Origin of the sequence: Komagataeibacter oboediens (assembly GCF_003207815.1) — a bacterium.
Taxonomy (GTDB): domain Bacteria; phylum Pseudomonadota; class Alphaproteobacteria; order Acetobacterales; family Acetobacteraceae; genus Komagataeibacter; species Komagataeibacter oboediens.
The window spans coordinates 174,365-194,795 of the sequence record NZ_NKTX01000002.1 but is presented as its reverse complement, the minus strand read 5'-3'; the positions used below and the strand labels follow the sequence as shown (position 1 = coordinate 194,795).

At 61.7% G+C, this 20,431-nt stretch carries 14 protein-coding genes and 1 tRNA gene; 4 read left to right on the top strand and 11 right to left on the bottom strand.

Features of this window, described 5'->3' with window-relative positions:
• Positions 1 to 149: 149 nt before the first annotated feature.
• The 4 genes from CFR80_RS02795 to CFR80_RS18855 all read left to right on the top strand — a co-directional run bounded on the left by CFR80_RS02795 (position 150) and on the right by CFR80_RS18855 (position 1,297).
• Positions 150 to 404, top strand: coding sequence for a hypothetical protein (locus CFR80_RS02795; protein WP_010512967.1), 255 nt, complete (start codon positions 150 to 152; stop codon positions 402 to 404).
• 186 nt (positions 405 to 590) lie between these two features.
• Positions 591 to 773, top strand: coding sequence for a hypothetical protein (locus tag CFR80_RS02790; protein ID WP_010512966.1), 183 nt, complete (start codon positions 591 to 593; stop codon positions 771 to 773).
• 138 nt (positions 774 to 911) lie between these two features.
• A tRNA-Ser gene (locus CFR80_RS02785) sits at positions 912 to 1,001 on the top strand.
• Positions 1,002 to 1,120: 119 nt separating this feature from the next.
• Positions 1,121 to 1,297 carry an Arm DNA-binding domain-containing protein gene (locus CFR80_RS18855; protein ID WP_146221607.1) on the top strand — a complete coding sequence of 59 codons (177 nt, stop codon included), beginning with the start codon at positions 1,121 to 1,123 and terminating at the stop codon, positions 1,295 to 1,297.
• A 309-nt stretch (positions 1,298 to 1,606) separates the two neighbouring features.
• On the opposite strand, the gene CFR80_RS02780 is transcribed toward CFR80_RS18855, so the two are convergent.
• From CFR80_RS02780 to CFR80_RS02730, 11 genes are all read right to left on the bottom strand, one after another.
• Positions 1,607 to 2,026 carry a hypothetical protein gene (locus CFR80_RS02780; protein WP_010512963.1) on the bottom strand — a complete coding sequence of 140 codons (420 nt, stop codon included), beginning with the start codon at positions 2,024 to 2,026 and terminating at the stop codon, positions 1,607 to 1,609.
• Positions 2,027 to 2,283: 257 nt separating this feature from the next.
• On the bottom strand, positions 2,284 to 6,942 hold the full coding sequence (gene bcsA / locus CFR80_RS02775) for a UDP-forming cellulose synthase catalytic subunit (protein WP_110507072.1): 4,659 nt from the start codon (positions 6,940 to 6,942) through the stop codon (positions 2,284 to 2,286).
• A 435-nt stretch (positions 6,943 to 7,377) separates the two neighbouring features.
• A complete protein-coding gene (locus CFR80_RS02770; protein ID WP_010512961.1) occupies positions 7,378 to 8,718 on the bottom strand; it encodes a DEAD/DEAH box helicase in 1,341 nt (446 codons plus the stop codon).
• Between the two features lie 335 nt (positions 8,719 to 9,053).
• Positions 9,054 to 9,665 (bottom strand): nitroreductase family protein, encoded by a 612-nt coding sequence (locus CFR80_RS02765; RefSeq protein WP_010512960.1) that lies wholly within the window; start codon positions 9,663 to 9,665, stop codon positions 9,054 to 9,056.
• 26 nt (positions 9,666 to 9,691) lie between these two features.
• A complete protein-coding gene (gene metW / locus CFR80_RS02760; protein ID WP_010512959.1) occupies positions 9,692 to 10,309 on the bottom strand; it encodes a methionine biosynthesis protein MetW in 618 nt (205 codons plus the stop codon).
• Between the two features lie 2 nt (positions 10,310 to 10,311).
• Positions 10,312 to 11,481: a homoserine O-acetyltransferase MetX gene (gene metX / locus CFR80_RS02755; RefSeq protein ID WP_010512958.1), complete on the bottom strand. Its 1,170-nt coding sequence runs from the start codon at positions 11,479 to 11,481 to the stop codon at positions 10,312 to 10,314.
• 119 nt (positions 11,482 to 11,600) lie between these two features.
• Positions 11,601 to 15,035, bottom strand: a complete 3,435-nt coding sequence (gene dnaE, locus CFR80_RS02750; protein ID WP_010512957.1) for a DNA polymerase III subunit alpha — start codon at positions 15,033 to 15,035, stop codon at positions 11,601 to 11,603.
• Positions 15,036 to 15,202: 167 nt separating this feature from the next.
• Complete coding sequence (locus CFR80_RS02745; RefSeq protein WP_110507071.1) at positions 15,203 to 15,913, bottom strand: ABC transporter ATP-binding protein; 711 nt, start codon at positions 15,911 to 15,913, stop codon at positions 15,203 to 15,205.
• Complete coding sequence (locus tag CFR80_RS02740) at positions 15,906 to 17,150, bottom strand: lipoprotein-releasing ABC transporter permease subunit (RefSeq protein ID WP_010512955.1); 1,245 nt, start codon at positions 17,148 to 17,150, stop codon at positions 15,906 to 15,908. Before CFR80_RS02740 ends, CFR80_RS02745 begins: the two co-directional genes overlap by 8 nt.
• The gene (proS, locus tag CFR80_RS02735; RefSeq protein ID WP_010512954.1) at positions 17,150 to 18,472 is read right to left on the bottom strand and encodes a proline--tRNA ligase; all 1,323 of its coding nucleotides are present in this window, start codon (positions 18,470 to 18,472) and stop codon (positions 17,150 to 17,152) included. The genes CFR80_RS02740 and proS overlap by 1 nt, the downstream gene beginning before the upstream one ends.
• A gap of 309 nt (positions 18,473 to 18,781) precedes the next feature.
• Entirely contained in the window at positions 18,782 to 20,425 is a 1,644-nt protein-coding gene (locus CFR80_RS02730; protein ID WP_029329218.1) for a ribonuclease J, read from the bottom strand.
• Positions 20,426 to 20,431: the final 6 nt, after the last annotated feature.

Here is a 20,431-nt window from a genome sequence, read left to right as displayed (position 1 = left end):
CGGCTGCTGACTACAGGTCAGAAACCGGAAGCCGGGCATGATAGGGCGCGCTTGAATTGTAACTTTATGTTGCCAAACGGTCGCCATATTCGGGGAGCCATACTTTTCCGCCGGCGTGCACCGCCGGAAACAGGAAAAGGAACGCCACAATGCGCAAATCCGCCTCACTTCTCGCAGCCCTGGCTGCAATTGCCGTTGCCACGCCCGCCATGGCGCAGGGCACGAATGATTTCTGCAAAGCGGTCACCAAACAGCCCAGCGGAGAATGGAAAATCAACTCGGACACCACTGTCATGATCGGGGGCGCGCGGGTCGATCTGAAGCCACAATCGGTCTATCGCGGCGAAATCAAGATCAATGAAGAAGACCTCCACAACGAATTCGACAAGAACTGCAAGAAGTAACAGGGATTCTGTCCCTGTCAGGCGACCCGGCAAACCTGCCCGGGTCCGGTAAGGGCCGCTTCGCACACGGGGCGTGTCCTTACCTTAAAAATTTCCTTATCCCACCGATACAAAATGACATTATCCCGAGATGTCCCGGATACACATACCGGTTAGGACGCTTTTCTTACCTGAATGGAGGGCGTCATGATCAAGAAAATCGTCTTTCTGGCGCTGGCCATGCTGACGGCGGGACTGCTCAGTTATCCAACCATCACCAGTGCCCATCGGATTATCGGCCCGATTTCCCTGTTCGACCAGCATCAGGATACACCGGTCCGTTCCCCTCCCCGCCGCAATATCCATGACGTCCGGCCGCCTTTGCCATGAAATGGCTTATGCCGGACGATACCAGACCGACTGCCGCCTAATGGCACATACCGGGATATGGCAAGCACATGAATGCAGCGGTTTTTGTGCGTACCACCATCTAGACGGCGGCGGAATACCTAGCTAAACAGACGATATGGAGAGGTGGCCGAGCGGTTGAAGGCAGCGGTCTTGAAAACCGCCGTGCGTGTGAGCGTACCGTGGGTTCGAATCCCACCCTCTCCGCCAGATTAGCATCCCACTCGTCACCAATCCGTTTCAGAAGGCTTGGTTTTCTCCCCTTCTGTCGGCATTCTCTGAACCTATCGTTCCTATTTTGTTTCACGCTGTTCCAGCCCATTGCGGGCATGAAAAAGCAGGAAGCGGAAAAGGGAAAATCCACATACGGACAAATCCGTTCCGCCAAACTGAAAGCCAAAGCATATCGGCGTACAGATACTGACGGATTATTTGTGTATGTCATGCCAAGTGGCAGGAAAATCCGGCGGCTTCGCTATAAATTCCAGAAACAGGCAAAACGCTGACACTGGACAATTATCCATCCGTCACCCTGCCGGATGCGCGACGGGAACAGGAAATGGCCAAGCATTTCCTACGTGAAGGGTGTGATCCGGTCCCATTTTCAGTTCCAACCGGAAAAACAGCCCCTGCCACCATGATGAAACAGGTCTGGGCAGGGTATCAACACGACCGGTATTCAAACGCAGCCCCGACCAGACACCATTCATCACCAAATGTCAGTAAATCCACAATATATATGCCGGATCCAAAATAACGCATCAGAAAAAAAGGATCATCCAGACAGATGATCCTTTTTCATTTACAAGGCGACGTTATTTCACGACACCCCGGTTCTTCAGCATGGCCAGAATTTCCGGTGAAGGGTGACCATATATCTTGTTATATGTATGCGTATAATGTGCATCCATGTTTTCCAGATAACCCCAGTAATGACCATTGCCATCAAATGCGATCGTCGTGAAATTCATGCACATATGCGGCTGGCAACCGGAAATATAGGCGATGTTATTGACAACGCTTGCAGGCCCCACGACCCCGTGCAGGAACTCGTTGATAACCTTGTAATCGCTTCCCGTCAGTTTCTTGATATCAGCATTGATGTCACCTGCACGGGAATCCTTCAGGACATCTGGCGTATACGTCTTGTTAACCCAGGAAATATCTTCAGCATGGGCAACGACCGGCAGCGTAACTGCCACAAATCCTGCCATCAGCAATTCTTTTATTTTCATTCTTCTGCCTTTCAAAATAAATGCCTATCCAAACACACCCTGAAAACCCCAGCCTATACCAGCTTTAGCTGATCTGAAATATGAATACCGTATTTCGTAATACCGGTTCCTGCCTTGCCGTATCGTTCCCTGACTGAACGATACGATGTGCCTGCACATTCACCATACAAGTCCGGATATGGAAGACATAATCACCATGTCCAGGTCATCCACGCCGGGGAACGCAGGCGGTCCCGACCGCCCGCGCGCCCTTTATGTCACTCGGATACGTGCCCGGACATGCGTGCTGCCTCGTCGGCAATCGCCTGTTCGCGCACGCGACGGCGCGCACGCGCGCGCAGCCACAGCCATGCCCCGGTTCCCAGCATGACCGCACCCACCACACCACACAGGTACATCAGGACTGGATGGTGCGACAGGAACCAGTCCACCCACATCCAGAAAGGCAGATGACCAACCGTATAGGTGGGTGACGTGCGGTATGTCGCGAACCTGTTGCCATTTTTCAGCACAAGATCACCCTGCAGGCTGGGCAGGGCCTTACGATCATGCAGGCTTGCAATCAGGTCGTGGATATGCGCCCCGTCGTCACCCAACAGCGCCAGCACCGAACGATGCCGGACGTAGGGTGATTCAGCCCCGATCATCATGGCGGTATTGCGGATCGGGGCGCTCAGGTTGGCCGTGACACCATTGCGCAGGCCGCTCCTGTCACGATCCTGGAATATGTACCAGATCCCCTGCAGGCCCATATCCTGTCCAACATGGATATGGCCGTCATCAATCTGGTACGCCGAACGCGACAGCAGGGATGCGGCAGGCCCCATCTGCTGCGCTGGCGCCAGCAGAATGACATCGCCCGAGGGCGGATGTTCGGCAATATCCGTTGTTGTCACAAGGTGCATGCCTGCGGTGGGATACCATGTAACCGAACCAAAAAAGCCCATAAGGTCAAGATAGGCCCCGATCGTATCGGTATCCGGCGCAGGGGGCAGGACCACCGTCGTCTCCCCCAGATCGGCCATGCGGGAAAACGGGAAACCGATTGATGCGAAATAGGACAGGTTGGGCAGCGTCGTGAAATGCACCCCACGCCGGAAATCCAGCATGGAATCCGAATCAATCCCCATGCGCAGGTTATCAGGCGTGCGCCGGCAGGCACCACGGTCCACCGGGCGGGTATTGAAATTGAACTGCAGGTCATTCTGCCCAAACAGAAGCCATGACGGCAGGGCCGTTACATGTCCAACGGCACCCGCGTGCTGGGTCACCATGCGTTCGGACCATGTACGCCACAGGCTGTGGGGCAACAGCCCATAGCTTTGCAGGTAAGAGTTGTTAAGACTGACATCCAGACGCGAGGCGCTGACATCCACCACCGGGTTATCCGGCGTGCGTATCCACAGATCCATCAGGAAAGGCAGTCCGCGCCATGTATACAGGTCGGGCGGCAGATGAAATGGTACATGCAGCGTGCCGGGTGCAAAACCGCCCGCCTGCAGGTCGCCCGCGGTCACCAGTTCACCAAAACGCACCGGCCGGTCCGTCGGAATGAAGGCCGGCGCATCATAAGGCTGCCGGGCGCGCAGGGTCACGTCCTGCACCACGGCGGATGGCCCGCTGCCCAGCGTATCGGGGGAAAAGACCAGCGCCCGGGCCGCAACCTCCACTTCCTGCGGTGTGCGCCCGGTTACAACCAGGACCGTGCCCCACCTGTCATTCGGGTTGGCAATTTCCAGCAGCGTCGGTCCGGCGGGCGCGTGCCCCTGATCATCAACGGGAATGTTTTCCCCGATTTCAATGGCATTCCCGGTAGCCGGAATGCTGCGGGAAACAGGAAAGGACAACTGGCGCGCATCGGCCATCTTGCCGAACCATGATGCGACAAGTCCCCCGGCCTGCATGATTTCCGGCTTCGGTGTCGCAGCGGGCATGACGACCGGCACGCGCATGGCGACTTTCAGGTTGGGATCGAAAAAGGGCGTCGGCAGGCGGCCCAGATCCCGTTCGGGTACGATGCGCGCGGTGGTCAGGGTAATGCTGGACTGGTCCGATATCTGGGCCCACAGCACATCATTATACAGGTCGTTGCAATCCCGCCTGTATTCACCGGCGAAATGGAAATTGAGCTTGCTGTCCCCCGTGAAATAAAGGGGATCAACCGGGAATTCCAGTGGCCCGAAGTTCGGATGCGCGGGATCGATACGGATCGTGTCGACATACTGTTCGTTCAGTGTCACGGTCAGCGCCGTGGCTTCCGGCAGGAGCGATGGCGAAATCGCCCCCGACAGGGTCAGCACCGCATGGGTTACGACCCGGTTGGCGGGCACCACCACGTCGATCCCCTGCAGTGGCGAAAACCCCCGCAGGGTCAGCGGCCCGTTTTCCAGCCCCAGGTCACGGAAGGAAATGGTACGCGTGATTTCGGTGTCTGCCACCCGGTCCGCCAGCGCCCGATCCACCGTACCGCCCATGGGGGGGATATCACCACTGTTGGTATCCCCCAGCGGGGTCAGGCGCGAGACGCCGGTCACGCTGTAGGATGGAGGCGGCAGGGGCTGGGTCGGCGCCGCGGCGACAGGGGCTGCGGCGGAGGCATCGACTGGCGCTGGGGCTGGCGTGTCCTGTGCCTGCGCCGGCAGGGCCATGGACAGCAGCCCGGCCATACCCGCCACCAGCAGGGTCATGCCATAGCCGACCCCCCGATAGGTGGGTGGCAGCACAAGGCTTTTCTTTTCCAGCGTTTCTTCCTTTTGCACGCTCTCGTCACTTTCCCCGGTTTCCTGCGCCGGGCTGAGATCCCACAGATACGGCGGAGACAGAAGACCGCGTATGCTTTTTATGACCTGATATATGCTGTTCAACGGCCGGTCTTCCTTGAAATCAGCCCAGTTATGCCATGCATCGCTTCGGCCGAACACCAGGCTGACAATCTCGCGTTCCTGATCCAGCGTCTCGATTTTCCATTGCAGGTGCAGCCACGACCCGCGCTGCCCCAGGATCGTGGCGGGAACGGACACGCGAATGCCGTCATCGGGCTTGTCATAACGCAGGGTAATGTCCTGCGGGGTGTCCATCTGCCGGGGCAGCTTGAGGGTAACCCCCGCCCCGCCAAGCGAAATATCGGTGGTATGGGCATGGTATTCGGTGCCGTCTTCAAAACAGATATCAACCGGCAGCCTGACCCGCACCCGTGGCTTATGCCGGATCTGCCGCGTCTCTCGCCCCACCGCGATGGAGGCAAGCACCACGATCAGGCTGATGCTGATCCAGAACGTGTTGAGCACGAAGGACTGGAACGCCAGTTTCTGATGGTACTGGAAAATCATGCCCACGATGCCCCGCACCATGCCCAGGAACAGGATCCCGGCCATGATGACGTTGGGGTACACCGCGCTGAAATCGAAATATCCCCGCGCCAGCAGGCCGCCCTTGTCCGTCACGTTGAACTTGCCCTTGTGCGGCTGCAGCAGGGTGACAATGGTGATGCGCACCAGAAACAGCGCCAGCGAGGTCTCGTAAATTTCACTCCAGAAGGAATAGCGCCACCGTCCCTCGATCCGCGACAGGGTCATGATGGAATGAAAAATATGGGGCAGTGCATAGACCATGATGGCGAACGGGGACGCCGCAATGATGTTCTGCCCGAAAAACAGGAACCCCAGTGGTGAGACAAGGAAGGTCACCCGGGGGATGGCGAACAGGAAGTGCGACATGGCCGACAGGTAGCACAGCCGCTGTTCCCACCGCAGGCCCGGCCCCAGCATGGGGTTGTCCAGCCGCATGATCTGCAGCATGCCACGCGCCCAGCGCACACGCTGGCCGATATGCAGGATCAGCCGTTCGGTCGCCAGCCCCCCTGCCAGTGGCTGACGCAGATAGGCGGTTCCCCATCCCTTGCGCTGCATCTTCAGCGCGGTATGCGCGTCTTCCGTGACCGTCTCGGTCGCGAAGCCCCCCACGCTCAGCAGCGCCGAACGGCGGATGGCCGCACAGGACCCGCAGAAGAACGTCGCATCCCAGAAGTCATTGCCGTCCTGCACCAGCCCATAGAACATGTTGCCTTCGGGCGGCACGTCATAACCGGCGGCAAGGTTACGCTGGAACGGATCGGGGGAATAGAAATGGTGTGGTGTCTGCAGCAGGGCAAGCTTGGGGTCGGCCACCATCCAGCCAATGGTCTTGAGCAGGAAGGACCGGGTTGGCACATGGTCACAGTCGAAAATCACCACGTACTCGCCCTTGGTGATCTTCATGGCGTGGTTCAGGTTGCCCGCCTTGGCATGGTTGTTCTCGGAACGGATGATGTAACCCGCGCCGGATTCCTGGGCAAAATCGTAGAAGGACTTCCGCCGTCCGTCATCCAGGATATAGACATTCAGCTTGTCCGCAGGCCAGTGCAGGTCCAGCGCGCCCAGCACCGTGGAGCGCACAAGGTCCAGATCCTCGTTATATGACGGGACATAGACATCCACCATCGGCCAGTCATCGGGATTGTCAGGCAGTCTGTGCGGCCTGCGCCCAAGGGGCCACGACATCTGGAAATAGCTCAGGCACAGGGTGGACAGCGCGTAGCCTTCCGCCATCAGCAGGGCGACCGACATGACAATCTGCAGCGGCCCCGTGAACTGCACCGTACTGCCCAGCCGCCAGATCAGGTACCTAAAGGACACGAACAGCGACAGCATCATGAGGATGCAGGTGATATGTCGCCCTTTCCTGCGGTTCAGCACAAAGAACAGCGCTATCGTTCCCACGGAAATATAGGCCTGCTGCCCCGGATCAAGGGTAATGTTGCCAATGGACAGGCAGAGGAACGCCCCCCCTGCCGACAGGAAGAGGATAAGCCAGTTCAACCCGCGCGGCGTGGCCATGAACGCCTGACCGCCCGACTTCAGCCACAATTCCCTTAGCATAATTTTACAACCAGACTGACCTGAATAAAAACCTGCCGATATACCATGCCCTGCAGGCGCCGGCATGGTACTGCGCCACGTATGATCTTGTTTTCTATGGTAAATGGTTCCGCTGAAAAAAGTGTCTCTTTCCCGTGGATTTCTCAATGGGAAGGAACAATAAATGACGCACTGTCGGAACCGCAAGGTCTTATGTGAAATGCAGATTTATTTTTGAATACCGCCCACCCGAAATAAATCTCGTCCCGCGTGCATAATATCGGCATGGATACAAATCATGAATATACATTGCATGATAAATCATCGCGACCGGATTACTCGGCAAAAGCTACCTGCACTGCCCTGCCCCGCTGATAAAACGTAAAAAAGGCACCCGGTCACATGGACCGGATGCCTTTCCCATATCATCACACCGGGCGGAACCGCCGCGTATGGTCAGACCGCGCGGCGCGATGCACCGCCCGGGCGGCCACCGCCGCCGGGACGGCCGCCACGACCACCACCGGGCGGACGGCCACCACCCGCCGGGCGACTACCGCCACCGGGGCGTCCGCCACCGGAACGGCCACCGCCGCCCCCGCGGCCACGGCCACCCCCGCCGCCCAGCACGGGCGGACGCATGGTGGAGTTTTCGGCCCCTTCCGAATGGTAGGGATGTTCGGACACGACCGGGATCTTCTTGCCGATATTCTTTTCAATATCGCGCAGCCACGCCCGCTGTTCCGCATCACACAAGGAAACGGCCCAGCCTTCACGCCCGGCACGCGCCGTGCGGCCAATGCGGTGCACATAGCTTTCGGGCACGTTGGGCAGGTCGTAATTGAACACGTGGGTCACGTCATCCACGTCAATGCCACGGGCGGCGATATCGGTCGCCACCAGCACCTTGACGTTGCCCGACCGGAACCCGGACATGGCACGTTCACGCGCACCCTGCGACTTGTTGCCATGAATGGCTTCGGCCGTGATCCCGTGTTCGTTCAGGAAGGCCGCCACCTTGTTGGCTTCATGCTTCATCAGCGTGAAGACCACGGCGCGTTCGACCTTGGGCGAATCAACCAGCAGCTTCAGCGCCTCGCGCTTGTTGCCGGTATCGACAAACATCACGGCCTGGCGGATACGGTCCACCGTGCTGGATGGCGGGGTGACCTGCACCGTGGCGGGATCACGCAGCAGGCCATGCGCCAGATCGGAAATGGTCTTGGGCATTGTTGCCGAAAACAGCAGCGTCTGCCGGTCGGTCGGCAGGGCCGCGACAATCTTGCGGATATCGCGCACGAAGCCCATGTCCAGCATGCGGTCGGCTTCGTCCAGCACCAGTACCTCAAGCCCGGACAGGTCGACGTGCCCCTGTCCCATCAGGTCCAGCAGGCGGCCGGGGGCGGCAACCAGCACGTCCACGCCACGGCGCAGGGCCTCGATCTGGCGTCCCTGACCTACGCCGCCGAATACGACGGCATGGCTGAAGCGCATGTGGCGGGCGTAGGATGCGAAGCTTTCCCCGATCTGGGAAGCCAGTTCGCGGGTCGGCGCCAGCACCAGCGCGCGCGCGCCCTTGGGGTGGGCACGGCCCTTTTCGCGGAAAAGCCGGTCAAGGATCGGCAGCGCGAAAGCCGCGGTCTTGCCTGTTCCGGTCTGTGCCAGCCCCAGCAGGTCACGCCCTTCCAGCAGATAGGGAATGGCGCCAGCCTGAATGGGGGTGGGCGTGGCGTAGCCTTCCTCGTCCAGTGCCCGCAGCAGCGGCTCTGCAAGATGAAGATCGGCAAACGTTGTCATGAATGGCGCCTCCTGGCGCGAAAAAACAGGGCCGCGGGGCGTACAGGAACCTGCATGCCCGGATGGCGAACTGATAGACATACCCGACACCGGCCCTTGTATGCACGGGGGCACTCGGTCTGTCGTCGCAAGGATATCATGTAAGGGATAAAGGCCGGTCCAGTCTGCTTCTGTATCGTGTCCCCCGCGTCAAGGACACGTGCAATCAAACCAGCACAGGGAACAGGCGCGGTCTGTTCCCAAGCGTGAGGCTGTATAGGGTTGCAGGAAGGACCGCAAGCTTTTTCATGCAGACTTCCTCCCCTTTTTGTCCCGCCATGCGGGACGCCCCCGGTTCAGGCCGGGGGAAAGCGGTCGGTCAGGATGACCTCGGCATCGGGCAGCCTGCCCACGCGCGGCGGGGCCTGTTCCGTGCCTTTGCCAATGACGACAAACATCGCCACCACATGGTCGGCGGGCAGGTTGATCAGCCGGCCGACCGCATCATAATCAAACCCGTCCATGGGACAGGACTGGTACCCCCTGGCCGTCGCGGCCAGCATGAGGGTCTGCGCCGCAAGCCCCGCACTGCGCATGGTTTCGTCCTGCTGGACCCATTCGCGACCGTCGTAATAGCCCCGGATCATGTCGGCCATGCGCTGCTTCACGTCATCGGGCGCGCCATCGAAATAACGGGCCGGATCCTTCTTCCACGCATCACGGTCGGCACAGATCACGATCAGGGCGGAGGCATCGGTCACATCCGGCTGGTCCCACGCCACCTTGCGCAGTTCACGACGCAGGGCCGGGTCCTTCACCACCACGAAACGGCAGTGCTGGATATTAAACGCCGAAGGGGCATGGCGGGCAGCCGACAGCAGTTCGTGCAGGTCCGCCGGACTGATCTCATGCGTCGGGTCATACGCGCGGATGGCGCGCCGGGTCCGGATGGCCTCAAGAGTATCCACTATCACTTCTCCCCACCGTGGCGACTTTATTTCCGGGGGGTGGTGTCCTTGCGCCGCAACAGAAACAGCGCCTGCTCCCCGAACAGGTTGGCCAGCCGGATCGAACGCCGCCACGGTGCGCGCTCGCCGTCTTCATCAACGGCCATCCACTGCTGGACAACATAGCCCTCATCGCGACACAGCGTCAAAAAGTCGAGGATCGTGCACGGGTGGATGTTGGGCGTGTCGTACCACGGCGTGCTCCACACGCTGGTCATGGGCATGCGCCCGCGCAGCAGAAGCTGCAGGCGCAGGCGCCAGTGGCCGAAATTGGGAAACGACACGATGGCGTACCGCCCGATGCGCAGCATCTGGCGCAGCACCTCACGCGGGCGCTCGACCGCCTGCAGGGTGCGCTGCAATACCACGTAATCGAACGCATTATCGGGATAATGGACAAGGTCATGGTCCGCATCACCATGCATGACCGGCAGGCCATGGGCGACCGAGCGCGTAACCTCGCGCATGTCGATCTCGATCCCGCGCGCGTCACACCCGCTGTTGCGGAACAGGTAATCCAGCAGCGCACCGTCACCGCTGCCCACATCCAGCACGCGGGTTCGGGGACGGATCATGCCTGCGATCAGGCGCTGGTCAAGCCGCATGGTCAGCCAATCCCCGCATGTTCGGCAGCCCCGCACAGGAAGCCGCGGATCGTCCGGTCAAAATCAGGTTCATCAAGCAGGAAGGCATCATGCCCCTTGTCGCTATCGATCTCGACAAAGGACACGTTTGCCGCGACCTGATTAAGTGCCCGCGCCAGAAGCCGCGCCTGCGAGGTGGGGAACAGCCAGTCGGACGAAAACGAGATGATGCAGAACCGCGTGCGCGTTCCCCTGAACGGACGCGACATGTCGCCGTCATGCTCGGCGCCAAGATCGAAATAATCCATCGCGCGCGTTATGGTCAGGTAGGAATTGGCGTCAAACCGCCGCACGAACGTCGATCCCTGATGCCGAAGGTAGCTTTCCACCTCGAACATCTCGCCAAACAGCGCGCCAGGTCCCCCTGCCGTCCCCCGTCCGGGCGACGTGCGCACGCGGCGGCCGAACTTGCGCGTCAGCGCCGCTTCGGACAGGTAGGTGATGTGCGCCATCATGCGCGCCACCGCCAGCCCCCGGGCCGGGATCTCGTTACATTCCCAGTAGCGGCCGCCATGCCATTGCGGGTCGGCGAATATGGCCTGACGGCTGACCTCGTTGAACGCGATGTTCTGCGCCGAATGGAAGGGCGATGTCGCGATGGGCATGGCCGCGAACACCTTCTGCGGATAGGTCGCGCACCATTCCAGCACCTGCATGCCGCCCATGGACCCGCCCACCACCGCCAGCAGGCGGTCAATGCCCATATGTTCGATCAGAAGATGCTGCGCACGCACCATGTCGCGGATGGTGATGGCGGGAAAATCCGTGCCCCATGGCTCTTCCGTGCCGTCTTCGCGCACGCGCAGGCTGCGCGGACCGGTCGTGCCCATGCAGCCGCCCAGGACATTCACGCAGATGACGAAAAAACGGTCGGTATCAATCGGCAGCCCCGGCCCGACCATGCGCCCCCACCATCCGGGCTTGCCCGTCAGGGGATGGGGGTCGGCCACGTACTGGTCGCCCGTCAGCGCATGGCAGACAAGGACCGCATTGTCACGCGCGGGCGACAGGGTGCCATAGGTGCGGTACGCCACGTCCACCGGGGCAAGGTGGAAGCCACAGTCCAGCTGCAATCCGTCGGGAAAGGTAACGTGCTGGTGCGACAGGGTGGTAGCGGGATTGGTCTGGTCCATTCTGTATCCGGCATTGCGTCGACAGGGACAATGAAAAAAACAGGCAGGGGTTGCGTATGACACCGCAGCCCCGCACATGCAAGGTTCATGACATCCCTGCCCGCGCTTTGGCTACGGGCCTAGAACTGTTCCACTTTACCCACGCCTTCGATGGCCTTGATCATCTGCGCCACACGTGGCGTCACACGGTAGCGTTCGGCCAGCGTCAGTTCCACGTCGCGCGTTTCCGCAACCGATGGTAGCAGGATCACCCGCCCCCGCCCGTTGCCATTGCCCTGCAGCACGTCACGGATCGGTTCCAGCGCATCCGCCCGGTCGAACCATATGCGCAGTTCGGCCGCCGCTTCCGCCGCCGCCTGTTCCAGTTCCATCACGTCGGACGCGGTGATGCGCAGTGCTTCGCCATCCATCTTCAGATCCGCCGAGACAACCACCGCATTGCCCGCCACCAGGATTTCGCGCGACCGCGACAGCACTTCGGAAAAGAACGTGATCTCGCACCCGCCAGATGCATCGGACAGGCGCACCCACGCCATCTTGTTGCCCGTGCGTGTGGGGCGTTCCTTTCGGTCCACCACGCAGCCCGCGATCTTGACGCGGCCGATGCCCGCCTGTGCCGCCGCCTCCAGCCCCGTGGCCCTGACCGCGCCCAACCTACGCATGAGCGGACCATAGGAATCCAGCGGATGCCCTGTCAGATGGAAGCCGATGGCGTCCGCTTCCATGTTCAGCCGTTCGAATTCAGGCCAGTCGGCGCAGCGCGGCAGGCGCAGCGGTTCACGCTGGGCCGGTGCGCTGCCGCCACCGCCAAACAGGCCGATCTGGCCGCTGGCCGCTTCCTGTGCATTGGCCTGCGCGCGCCGCATGACGGTTTCCGCCGCCCCGCAGGCCTGCGCACGGTTGGGCAAGATGGTATCGAACGCCCCCGCGCGGGCCAGGTTTTCCAGCTGCATCTTGTTGACCTGCCGGGGGTCAAGACGCGCGGCCAGATCCTCCAGATCCCTGAATGGCCTGTCACCACGCACCGCCACCAGCGACTGCATGGCGCTCAGCCCCACCTTCTTGACCGCCGCCAGCGCGTAGCGGATGCCATAGGTCTGGCCGTCGGGCATTTTTTCCACCGTGAAATCCGCGCCGGAAGCATTGATGTCGGGCGGCAGCAGCGGAATGCCCAGCCTGTCCGCTTCCTGCCGCAGCCCCGCCAGCTTGTCGGTCTTTTCACGCGCAAGGGACATGCACGCGGCAATGAAGGCAACCGGGTGGTTCGCCTTCATCCACGCTGTCTGGTACGACACCAGAGCGTAGGCGGCAGCATGGGATTTGTTGAACCCGTAATCGGCGAACTTGGCCATGAGGTCGAATACCTCGGCGGCCTTTTCGCGCTCGATGCCGCGCTTCATCGCCCCTTCGGTAAAGATCACGCGCTGGCGGTCCATTTCCGCGCGGATCTTCTTGCCCATGGCGCGCCGCAGCAGGTCGGCCCCGCCCAGGCTGTAGCCCGCCATTTTCTGGGCGATCTGCATGACCTGTTCCTGATAGACCATGATGCCGTAGGTCTCTTCGAGGATATCGCGGATCTCCTCGTGCGGTGGCTCCCACGGCTCGCCATGCTTGCGCCGGCAGTAATCGGGAATGTTGGCCATGGGGCCGGGACGGTACAGCGCCACGGCGGCGATCAGGTCCTCCAGCCGGGTCGGGCGCATCTGCTTGAGCACGTCGCGCATGCCCGCGCCTTCAAACTGGAACACGCCCCCCGTATCACCACGCGCCAGCATGTCGTAGGTCAGTTCGTCATCCAGCGGCAGGGCCGACAGGTCAACCTCGATCCCCATGCCATGCAGGAACTGCACCGCGCGTTGCAGGATGGTCAGCGTGGTCAGGCCGAGGAAGTCGAATTTGACCAGCCCCGCCTGCTCCACGAACTTCATGTTGTACTGCGTGACCAGCATGTCACTCTTGGGGTCGCGGTACAGCGGCACCAGTTCCACCAGTTCGCGGTCGCCAATCACCACGCCGGCCGCGTGGGTGCTGGCGTGGCGGAACAGGCCTTCCAGCTGCTGGCCGATTTCCAGCAGGCGGCGGATGGCCTCGTCCTCGTCGCGCATTTCCTGCAGGCGCGGCTCGCCCTCGATCGCCTGCTTCAGCGTCACCGGCTGGGCGGGATTGTTGGGAATCAGCTCCGCCACGCGGTTGACCATGCCAAACGGCAGGCCCAGCACGCGCCCCACGTCACGCACCGCCGCGCGCGCCTGCAGCTTACCGAACGTGATGATCTGGGCCACGCGGTCGGGACCATATTCATTGCGGACGTAGCGGATGACCTCATCACGCCGGTCCTGGCAGAAGTCGATGTCGAAGTCAGGCATCGACACACGTTCGGGGTTGAGGAAGCGTTCGAACAGCAGGTTGAAGGGAATGGGGTCGATATCGGTAATGGTCAGCGCCCATGCCGCCAGCGACCCGGCCCCCGACCCACGCCCCGGTCCCACGGGAATGTCGTGCGCCTTGGCCCACTGGATGAAGTCGGCCACGATCATGAAATAACCGGGGAAGCCCATCTGGGCGATGATGTCGAGTTCGAATGCCAGGCGCTCTTCGTATTTCGTGCGCGTTTCGTCATCGACAGTCATGCGCGACAGGCGGTTCTTCAGGCCGGTCACCGCCATATGCCGCAATGTCTGCTCTTCGGTCTGTCCTTCTTCCACCTTGGGGCAGACCGGCAGCAGGGGCTTGCGCGTTTCCACCGCAATGGCGCAGCAGCGCGCGATATCCAGCGTGTTGTCGCATGCTTCGGGCAGGTCGGCGAACAGTTCGCGCATGACCTCCGGCGGCTTGAACCAGTGTTCGGGCGTCACCCGCCAGCGGTCGCGTTCGGCCATGGTGCGGCCCTGCGCAATACACAGCAGCGCATCATGCGCCTCGTACATATCCGGTTTCGGAAAAAAACATTCATTGGTGGCCACCAGCGGCAGTCCCATGCGGTCGGCCATGGCGATCATGCCTGGTTCCACCGCGCGTTCCGCCGCCTGTCCATGGCGGTGCAGTTCCACCGCCATATGGCTGCCATAGGCTTCATGCAGGCGGTCCATGAGGCGCGCGGCCTCCCTCTCCTGCCCCTCGGCCAGCATGTGGAATAATGGCCCCCGGCTGCCGCCCGTCAGCAGGAACAGCCCGCCCGCGCGTTCGCACAGCAGTTCCACCGGCACGGTCGGTTCATCCGTTTCGTGCTGCAGGAACCCCGAGGAGGACAGGAACTGCAGGTTGGCCAGCCCTTCCGCATTGCGCGCCAGCAGGACGACGGGCTCCGCCGGGCTGCCGGGCTTGTCACTGCGCGACGGCAGGCCGATCTGGCAGCCGATGATGGGCTGCACGCCCTTCTTGCCGCAATATTGCGAAAACTCCAGCGCGCCGAACATATTGCCCGTATCCGTAATGGCGACGGCGGGCATGCGCATGTCATGCGCCAGCGCCACCAGTTCGGGCACGCGGATGGCCCCCTGGCTGAGGGAATAGGCGGAATGGACACGCAGGTGAACGAAATCGGCATGGGACATGGCCGCATCCTACCCCACACCGCATCTGATTCGCACGCCCCCATGCGCGGGGCGTGACCTGCCTCCCCCTGAAAATGATAAAAGTTTCCGGGCGCCGCCTTTTTTCAAAAAAGCAATATTCTCTGAAGCTTTTTGAAGAAGCTTCACCAAAACCCCTTTACGGCTTTTCAGGCAGCGGGAACGACAGGCACAACCAGCCCGTCCCGCAGGGTCACGATCCGGTCCATGCGGCGGGCGAGGTCCATGTTATGGGTCGCGATCAGGGCAGCGACCCCATGGGCCCACACGGTTTCCAGCAGCGCGTCAAACACTGCATCAGACGTATGCACGTCCAGATTACCCGTCGGTTCATCCGCCAGCAGGACATGCGGGCGGTTGGCCAGCGCACGGGCAATGGCCACGCGCTGCTTCTCGCCCCCCGACAGCTTGCCCGGCAGGTGATCCAGCCGGTGCCCCAGCCCGAACAGGCCCAGCAGTTCATCGGCCCGCGCACGCGCCGCCTTGCGCGCAACACCCGCGATCATCTGCGGCAGCATGACGTTTTCGCGGGCACTAAATTCAGCCAGCAGGTGATGGAACTGGTACACGAACCCGATCCGGTCACGCCGGATTTCGGTGCGCCGGGCATCCGTCAGCGCGCCCGTGTCCTGCCCCGCCACCATGACGCAGCCCGCATCCGGGTGCTCCAGCAGTCCCGCCAGATGCAGCAGCGTGGACTTGCCCGTGCCCGATGGCGCCACCAGGGCCACGATTTCACCGGGGTGCAGCGTCAGGTCAGCGCCACGCAGCACATCCAGCGTTTCCTCCCCGCTGACATACCGGCGCGCCACGCCGTCCATACGCAGGGGGGCGGCATCCACACTCAGGACGTCACTCATGGCGCAGGGCCTCCACCGGGTCCGTCTTCGCCGCCCGCCATGACGGGTACAGCGTCGCCAGCAGCGACAGCACCAACGCCATCGCGATCACCTCGATCACCTGCGACCAGATCAGTTTGGATGGCAGGTGTTCAAGGTAATAGACCTCGGGATTGAAAAGGTTGGTGCCGGTAATCCGCTGCAGAAGCTGGCGGATATGTTCGATATTCATGCAGAACACGATGCCAAGCCCCGTACCGGCGAACGTGCCCGTCACCCCCACGGATGCCCCGCACATGAGGAAGATGCGCATGATTGCCCCACGTGTCGCCCCCAGCGTGCGCAGCACGGCGATATCTGCGCTCTTGTCCTTGACCATCATGATCAGCGACGAAATCACGTTGAAGGCCGCGACAAGGATGATCAACGTCAGGATCAGGAACATCACGTTCTGTTCCACCTGTACCGCGCCGAAGAAGGCATTGTTGGTCTGTGTCCAGTCCATCACGCGCACGTTGCCATCCATGGCTTTCTCGATCGCCTGACGGACCGGAATCACGTTTTCCGCGTCCCGGGTCATGATCTGCACCTGCGTCACCTGCCCCGGCATCTGGAAATACACCTGTGCGGCATGCAGTGGCAGGAAGACATAGCTGGCGTTGTAGTCATTCACGCCCGCGTCGAATATGGCCACCACGCGATAGGCGCGCACGCGGGGCATGGTGCCAAACGCCGTCGCCGCCCCCTGGGGGGAGACTAGCGTCAGCCTGCCGCCAACCGTCAGCCCTGCGCGTTCAGCCAGCGTGGTACCGACGATGATGGTGTCATCCCCGCCAAAATCATCCAGGGCCCCCGCCACAAGATTGTCGCTGATTTCATGCAGCCCCAGCAAATCGGCCTGCGTCATGCCGCGCACCAGCCCGCCGGCATTGTAGCTGCCGGAATTGAGCAGCACCTGCGATTCAACCAGCGGGGCCGCCGATACGACACCGGGCACCCTGCGCACCCGGGCCGCCACATCATCATAATCGCTGATGGTGCGCGTGACGCCGAATACGCTGAGATCGCCATTCAGCCCGAGAATCCGCCCCAGCAGGTCGGCCTTGAACCCGTTCATGACCGACATGACGATGATCAGCGTAGCAACACCCAGCGCAATCCCCACAAGCGAGAAGATCGCGATGACGGACACGAACCGCTCCCCCCGCCGGGCATGCAGGTACCGCCCGGCGACCATCCGCTCGAAGGGACCAAACATCAGGTGCGGATTTTCGCGATAAGGGCCAGTGCAGCGTCCACCGTTTCCTCCGTGCGTTCACCCGTGCGGCGGTCCTTGACTTCCACCTTGCCATCCTTCGCCCCGCGCGGGCCGACAATCAGCTGCAACGGATGGCCCAGCAGGTCGGCATCGGCAAACTTCGCGCCCGCGCGCTCGGCGCGGTCATCATACAGCAGGTCGTCAGGGGCTGCCGCGTACAACTTTTCACAGATGGCGTCGCACTGCGCATCACCATTCTTCAGGTTGATGATGACGGCCCGGAAGGGGGCGACGGATGCCGGCCAGATGATGCCGTTATCATCATGGCTGGCCTCGATGATCGCCGCGACAAGGCGCGAGACGCCGATGCCGTACGACCCCATTTCCGGATACAGCGGTGCGCCGTCGGGACCACTTACGGCAATATCCATGGACTCGGTATACTTGCGCCCGAAGTTGAAGATATGCCCGACCTCGATGCCGCGCCCCTCGCGCTGGCGTTCGGCGGGCACCTTTGCCCATGCATCCGCATCATGCATTTCGTCCGTCGCGGCATAGAACGCGGTCATGCCGGTGAAGAACTTCTCAAGCGAGTCCCGGCTGGTCACATCCACGTTTTCACCCAGCCAGTCCTGGTCCTCCAGCGCGCTGTCGAAGAACACGCCGCTTTCCCCCGTGGGGGCCAGGATCAGGAATTCGTGGCTCAGTTCGCCACCGATCGGCCCGGTATCGGCCCGCATGGGAATCGCGCGGACGCCAAGGCGCTGGAACGTGCGCAGGTAGGCCAGCATCATGCGGCGATAGGTATCGACGGCAGAGTCGTGATCAAGGTCGAAGCTGTAGGCGTCCTTCATGTAGAACTCACGCCCACGCATCACGCCGAAACGGGGGCGGACCTCGTCACGGAACTTCCACTGGATCTGGTACAGAACCTGCGGCAGTTCCTTGTAGGACTTGACCGCCTGACCGAACAGGTCGGTTATCATTTCCTCATTGGTCGGACCGAACAGCATGTCGCGTTCATGGCGGTCACGGATGCGCAGCATTTCCGGGCCATAGGCGTCATACCGGCCCGAGCGCTTCCACAGGTCGGCTGACTGCATGGTGGGCATCAGCAGTTCCTGCGCGCCCACGGCGTCCTGCTCGTGGCGCACGATGTTCGCAATGTTGCGCAGCACCCGCAGGCCCACCGGCAGCCAGGCATAGATACCTGCCGCGGTCTGGCGAATCATGCCCGCACGCAGCATGAGCCGGTGGGACGTGATCTGGGCCTCGGCCGGATTTTCCTTGAGGGTCGGCAGAAAACTGCGGGACAGACGCATATCCGTATGAACCTTGAAGTATGAGAACCGATAATGCTGCGGACCCTAAACCAATCACAACGCCCGTGGAATGGGGCATGTGCGTGTCCCCTCCCCGCGCCACACCGAAGCGTGATGGACAAAGCCCCCCGAAGCGAAAACATCCGCGTGAGGGGGCATGGCGGCAGCGACGTCCGGGGCGTAAGCTGCGCAGGCAAATCTGGTTGCACAGAAAAACGCCGGGTTTAGGGAAAACGTACCAAAAAAAATGGCAGGAAACGGCCCGTCCGTTCCCTGCCATAATCATTTGCGGCCCCTGCCCGCAGCCCCTTACACCCGCAGCAGGTGGACATCCACCAGCGGGCGCTTCTGCAGCTTGCGGCCCAGTGCGCGGCGCAGGGCGGTCTTGGCCGCTTCGCGGAAGGTGGCGTCGTTTTCACGCAGTTCATCGGGGATTTCATCCAGCGCATTGCCGAATTCCTCGGTCACGCGCTGCGTCTCGGGGTCGTCAGCATCCAGCAGGCCCGGCGCGCTGACCTTCGGATCCCCGATCAGGTAGCCTTCATCATCCACCGCGAAGCTGCCCATCACCATGCCGTTGAACAGCATCCGGCGCCGTGCCGACAGCACGCCACCATTCATGGGCAGGATACGCCCGCCATCCAGCACCAGCCGCCCGGTGGGCGCAGTATCGCCAATTTCGACCCCGTCGGCACGGATGTCGAGGATATCCCCGTCTTCCAGCAGCACGGGTTCGATATTCAGTTCCTGCGCAATGGCGGCATTGGCGGTCAGGTGACGCCATTCGCCATGCACCGGGATCAGGAAGCGCGGACGCACAAGATCATACAGCTTGCGCACGTCGCCACCCGTGGCATGGCCCGATACGTGCACAAGGTGGTCCTTGTCGGTAATGACATGCACGCCACGCCGGGTCAGGCTGTCCTGCACCTGGATCACCGCCTGCTCGTTCCCCGGGATCATGCGGCTGCTGTAGATGACCGTGTCCCCCTCACCCAGCGCGATGTTGGGGTGGGTGTCAGCCGCGATGCGCGACAGGGCCGAACGGGGTTCGCCCTGGCTGCCGGTCACGATCAGCAGGATCTGGTTGTCGGGGATGGAGTTGGCGTCCTGTTCCGACAGGAAATGCGGCACGTCCGACAGGTAACCGCATTCGCGCGCCGCGACCTCCAGGTTGCGCAGGCTGCGCCCGACCACTGCAACGCGGCGGCCAGCAGCCTTTGCCGCCATGGCCAGCGTTTCCACGCGGGCGACGTTACTGGCGAAACAGGTGACCGCAATCCGCCCCTCGAGCGAGGCGATGAGGCGCGTCATCTCGCGCCGCACGTCGGCTTCGGACGCGGACGGACCTTCGGTACGGACATTGGTGCTGTCGCACACCATGGCCAGCACGCCCTCGCGCCCCAGTTCGGCGAAGGTTTCAAGATCGGTGGGGGGGCCGACCTGCGGGTCGGGATCGATCTTCCAGTCACCGGTATGGACAATGATGCCCTGCGGCGTGCGCAGCACCAGCGACTGTGATTCCGGCACTGAATGCGTGACCGAGACGAAACGCAGGTCAAACGGCCCGACCGTAAAGGCGCTGCCGGGCGCCACCACATGGATGGGCACCTGCTGCAGCAGGCCCGCCTCCCCCAGCTTGCGGCGCAGCACGGCAGCGGCAAACGGGGTGACATAGACCGGGCAGCCAAGCTGCGGCCATAGATGGGCAATGGCGCCCAGATGGTCTTCATGCGCATGGGTGACGACCAGACCGGCCAGCCTGTCCCTGCGTTCGGCAATGAAAACCGGATCAGGCAGGATGATCTCCGCCTCCGGCGTATCATTGCCGCTGAAGCCGATGCCACAATCCACCGCCAGCCATGTCTCACCCTGCCGGTACAGGTTGAGGTTCATGCCGATTTCGCCTGTTCCGCCCAACGGAAGGAATGAAACGCCTGTCATATCATTCATCAATAA

What these genes read in the sequence shown, in the direction of transcription:
- metX (WP_010512958.1), bottom strand. Translation starts at nt 11,481, where the DNA reads ATGGACCAGACCAATCCCGCTACCACCCTGTCGCACCAGCACGTTACC.
- CFR80_RS02745 (WP_110507071.1), bottom strand. Translation starts at nt 15,913, where the DNA reads ATGAGTGACGTCCTGAGTGTGGATGCCGCCCCCCTGCGTATGGACGGC.
- CFR80_RS02790 (WP_010512966.1), top strand. Translation starts at nt 591, where the DNA reads ATGATCAAGAAAATCGTCTTTCTGGCGCTGGCCATGCTGACGGCGGGA.
- dnaE (WP_010512957.1), bottom strand. Translation starts at nt 15,035, where the DNA reads ATGTCCCATGCCGATTTCGTTCACCTGCGTGTCCATTCCGCCTATTCC.
- metW (WP_010512959.1), bottom strand. Translation starts at nt 10,309, where the DNA reads ATGCGGCTTGACCAGCGCCTGATCGCAGGCATGATCCGTCCCCGAACC.
- bcsA (WP_110507072.1), bottom strand. Translation starts at nt 6,942, where the DNA reads ATGCTAAGGGAATTGTGGCTGAAGTCGGGCGGTCAGGCGTTCATGGCC.
- CFR80_RS02780 (WP_010512963.1), bottom strand. Translation starts at nt 2,026, where the DNA reads ATGAAAATAAAAGAATTGCTGATGGCAGGATTTGTGGCAGTTACGCTG.
- proS (WP_010512954.1), bottom strand. Translation starts at nt 18,472, where the DNA reads ATGCGTCTGTCCCGCAGTTTTCTGCCGACCCTCAAGGAAAATCCGGCC.
- CFR80_RS02740 (WP_010512955.1), bottom strand. Translation starts at nt 17,150, where the DNA reads ATGTTTGGTCCCTTCGAGCGGATGGTCGCCGGGCGGTACCTGCATGCC.
- CFR80_RS02730 (WP_029329218.1), bottom strand. Translation starts at nt 20,425, where the DNA reads ATGAATGATATGACAGGCGTTTCATTCCTTCCGTTGGGCGGAACAGGC.
- CFR80_RS18855 (WP_146221607.1), top strand. Translation starts at nt 1,121, where the DNA reads ATGAAAAAGCAGGAAGCGGAAAAGGGAAAATCCACATACGGACAAATC.
- CFR80_RS02795 (WP_010512967.1), top strand. Translation starts at nt 150, where the DNA reads ATGCGCAAATCCGCCTCACTTCTCGCAGCCCTGGCTGCAATTGCCGTT.
- CFR80_RS02770 (WP_010512961.1), bottom strand. Translation starts at nt 8,718, where the DNA reads ATGACAACGTTTGCCGATCTTCATCTTGCAGAGCCGCTGCTGCGGGCA.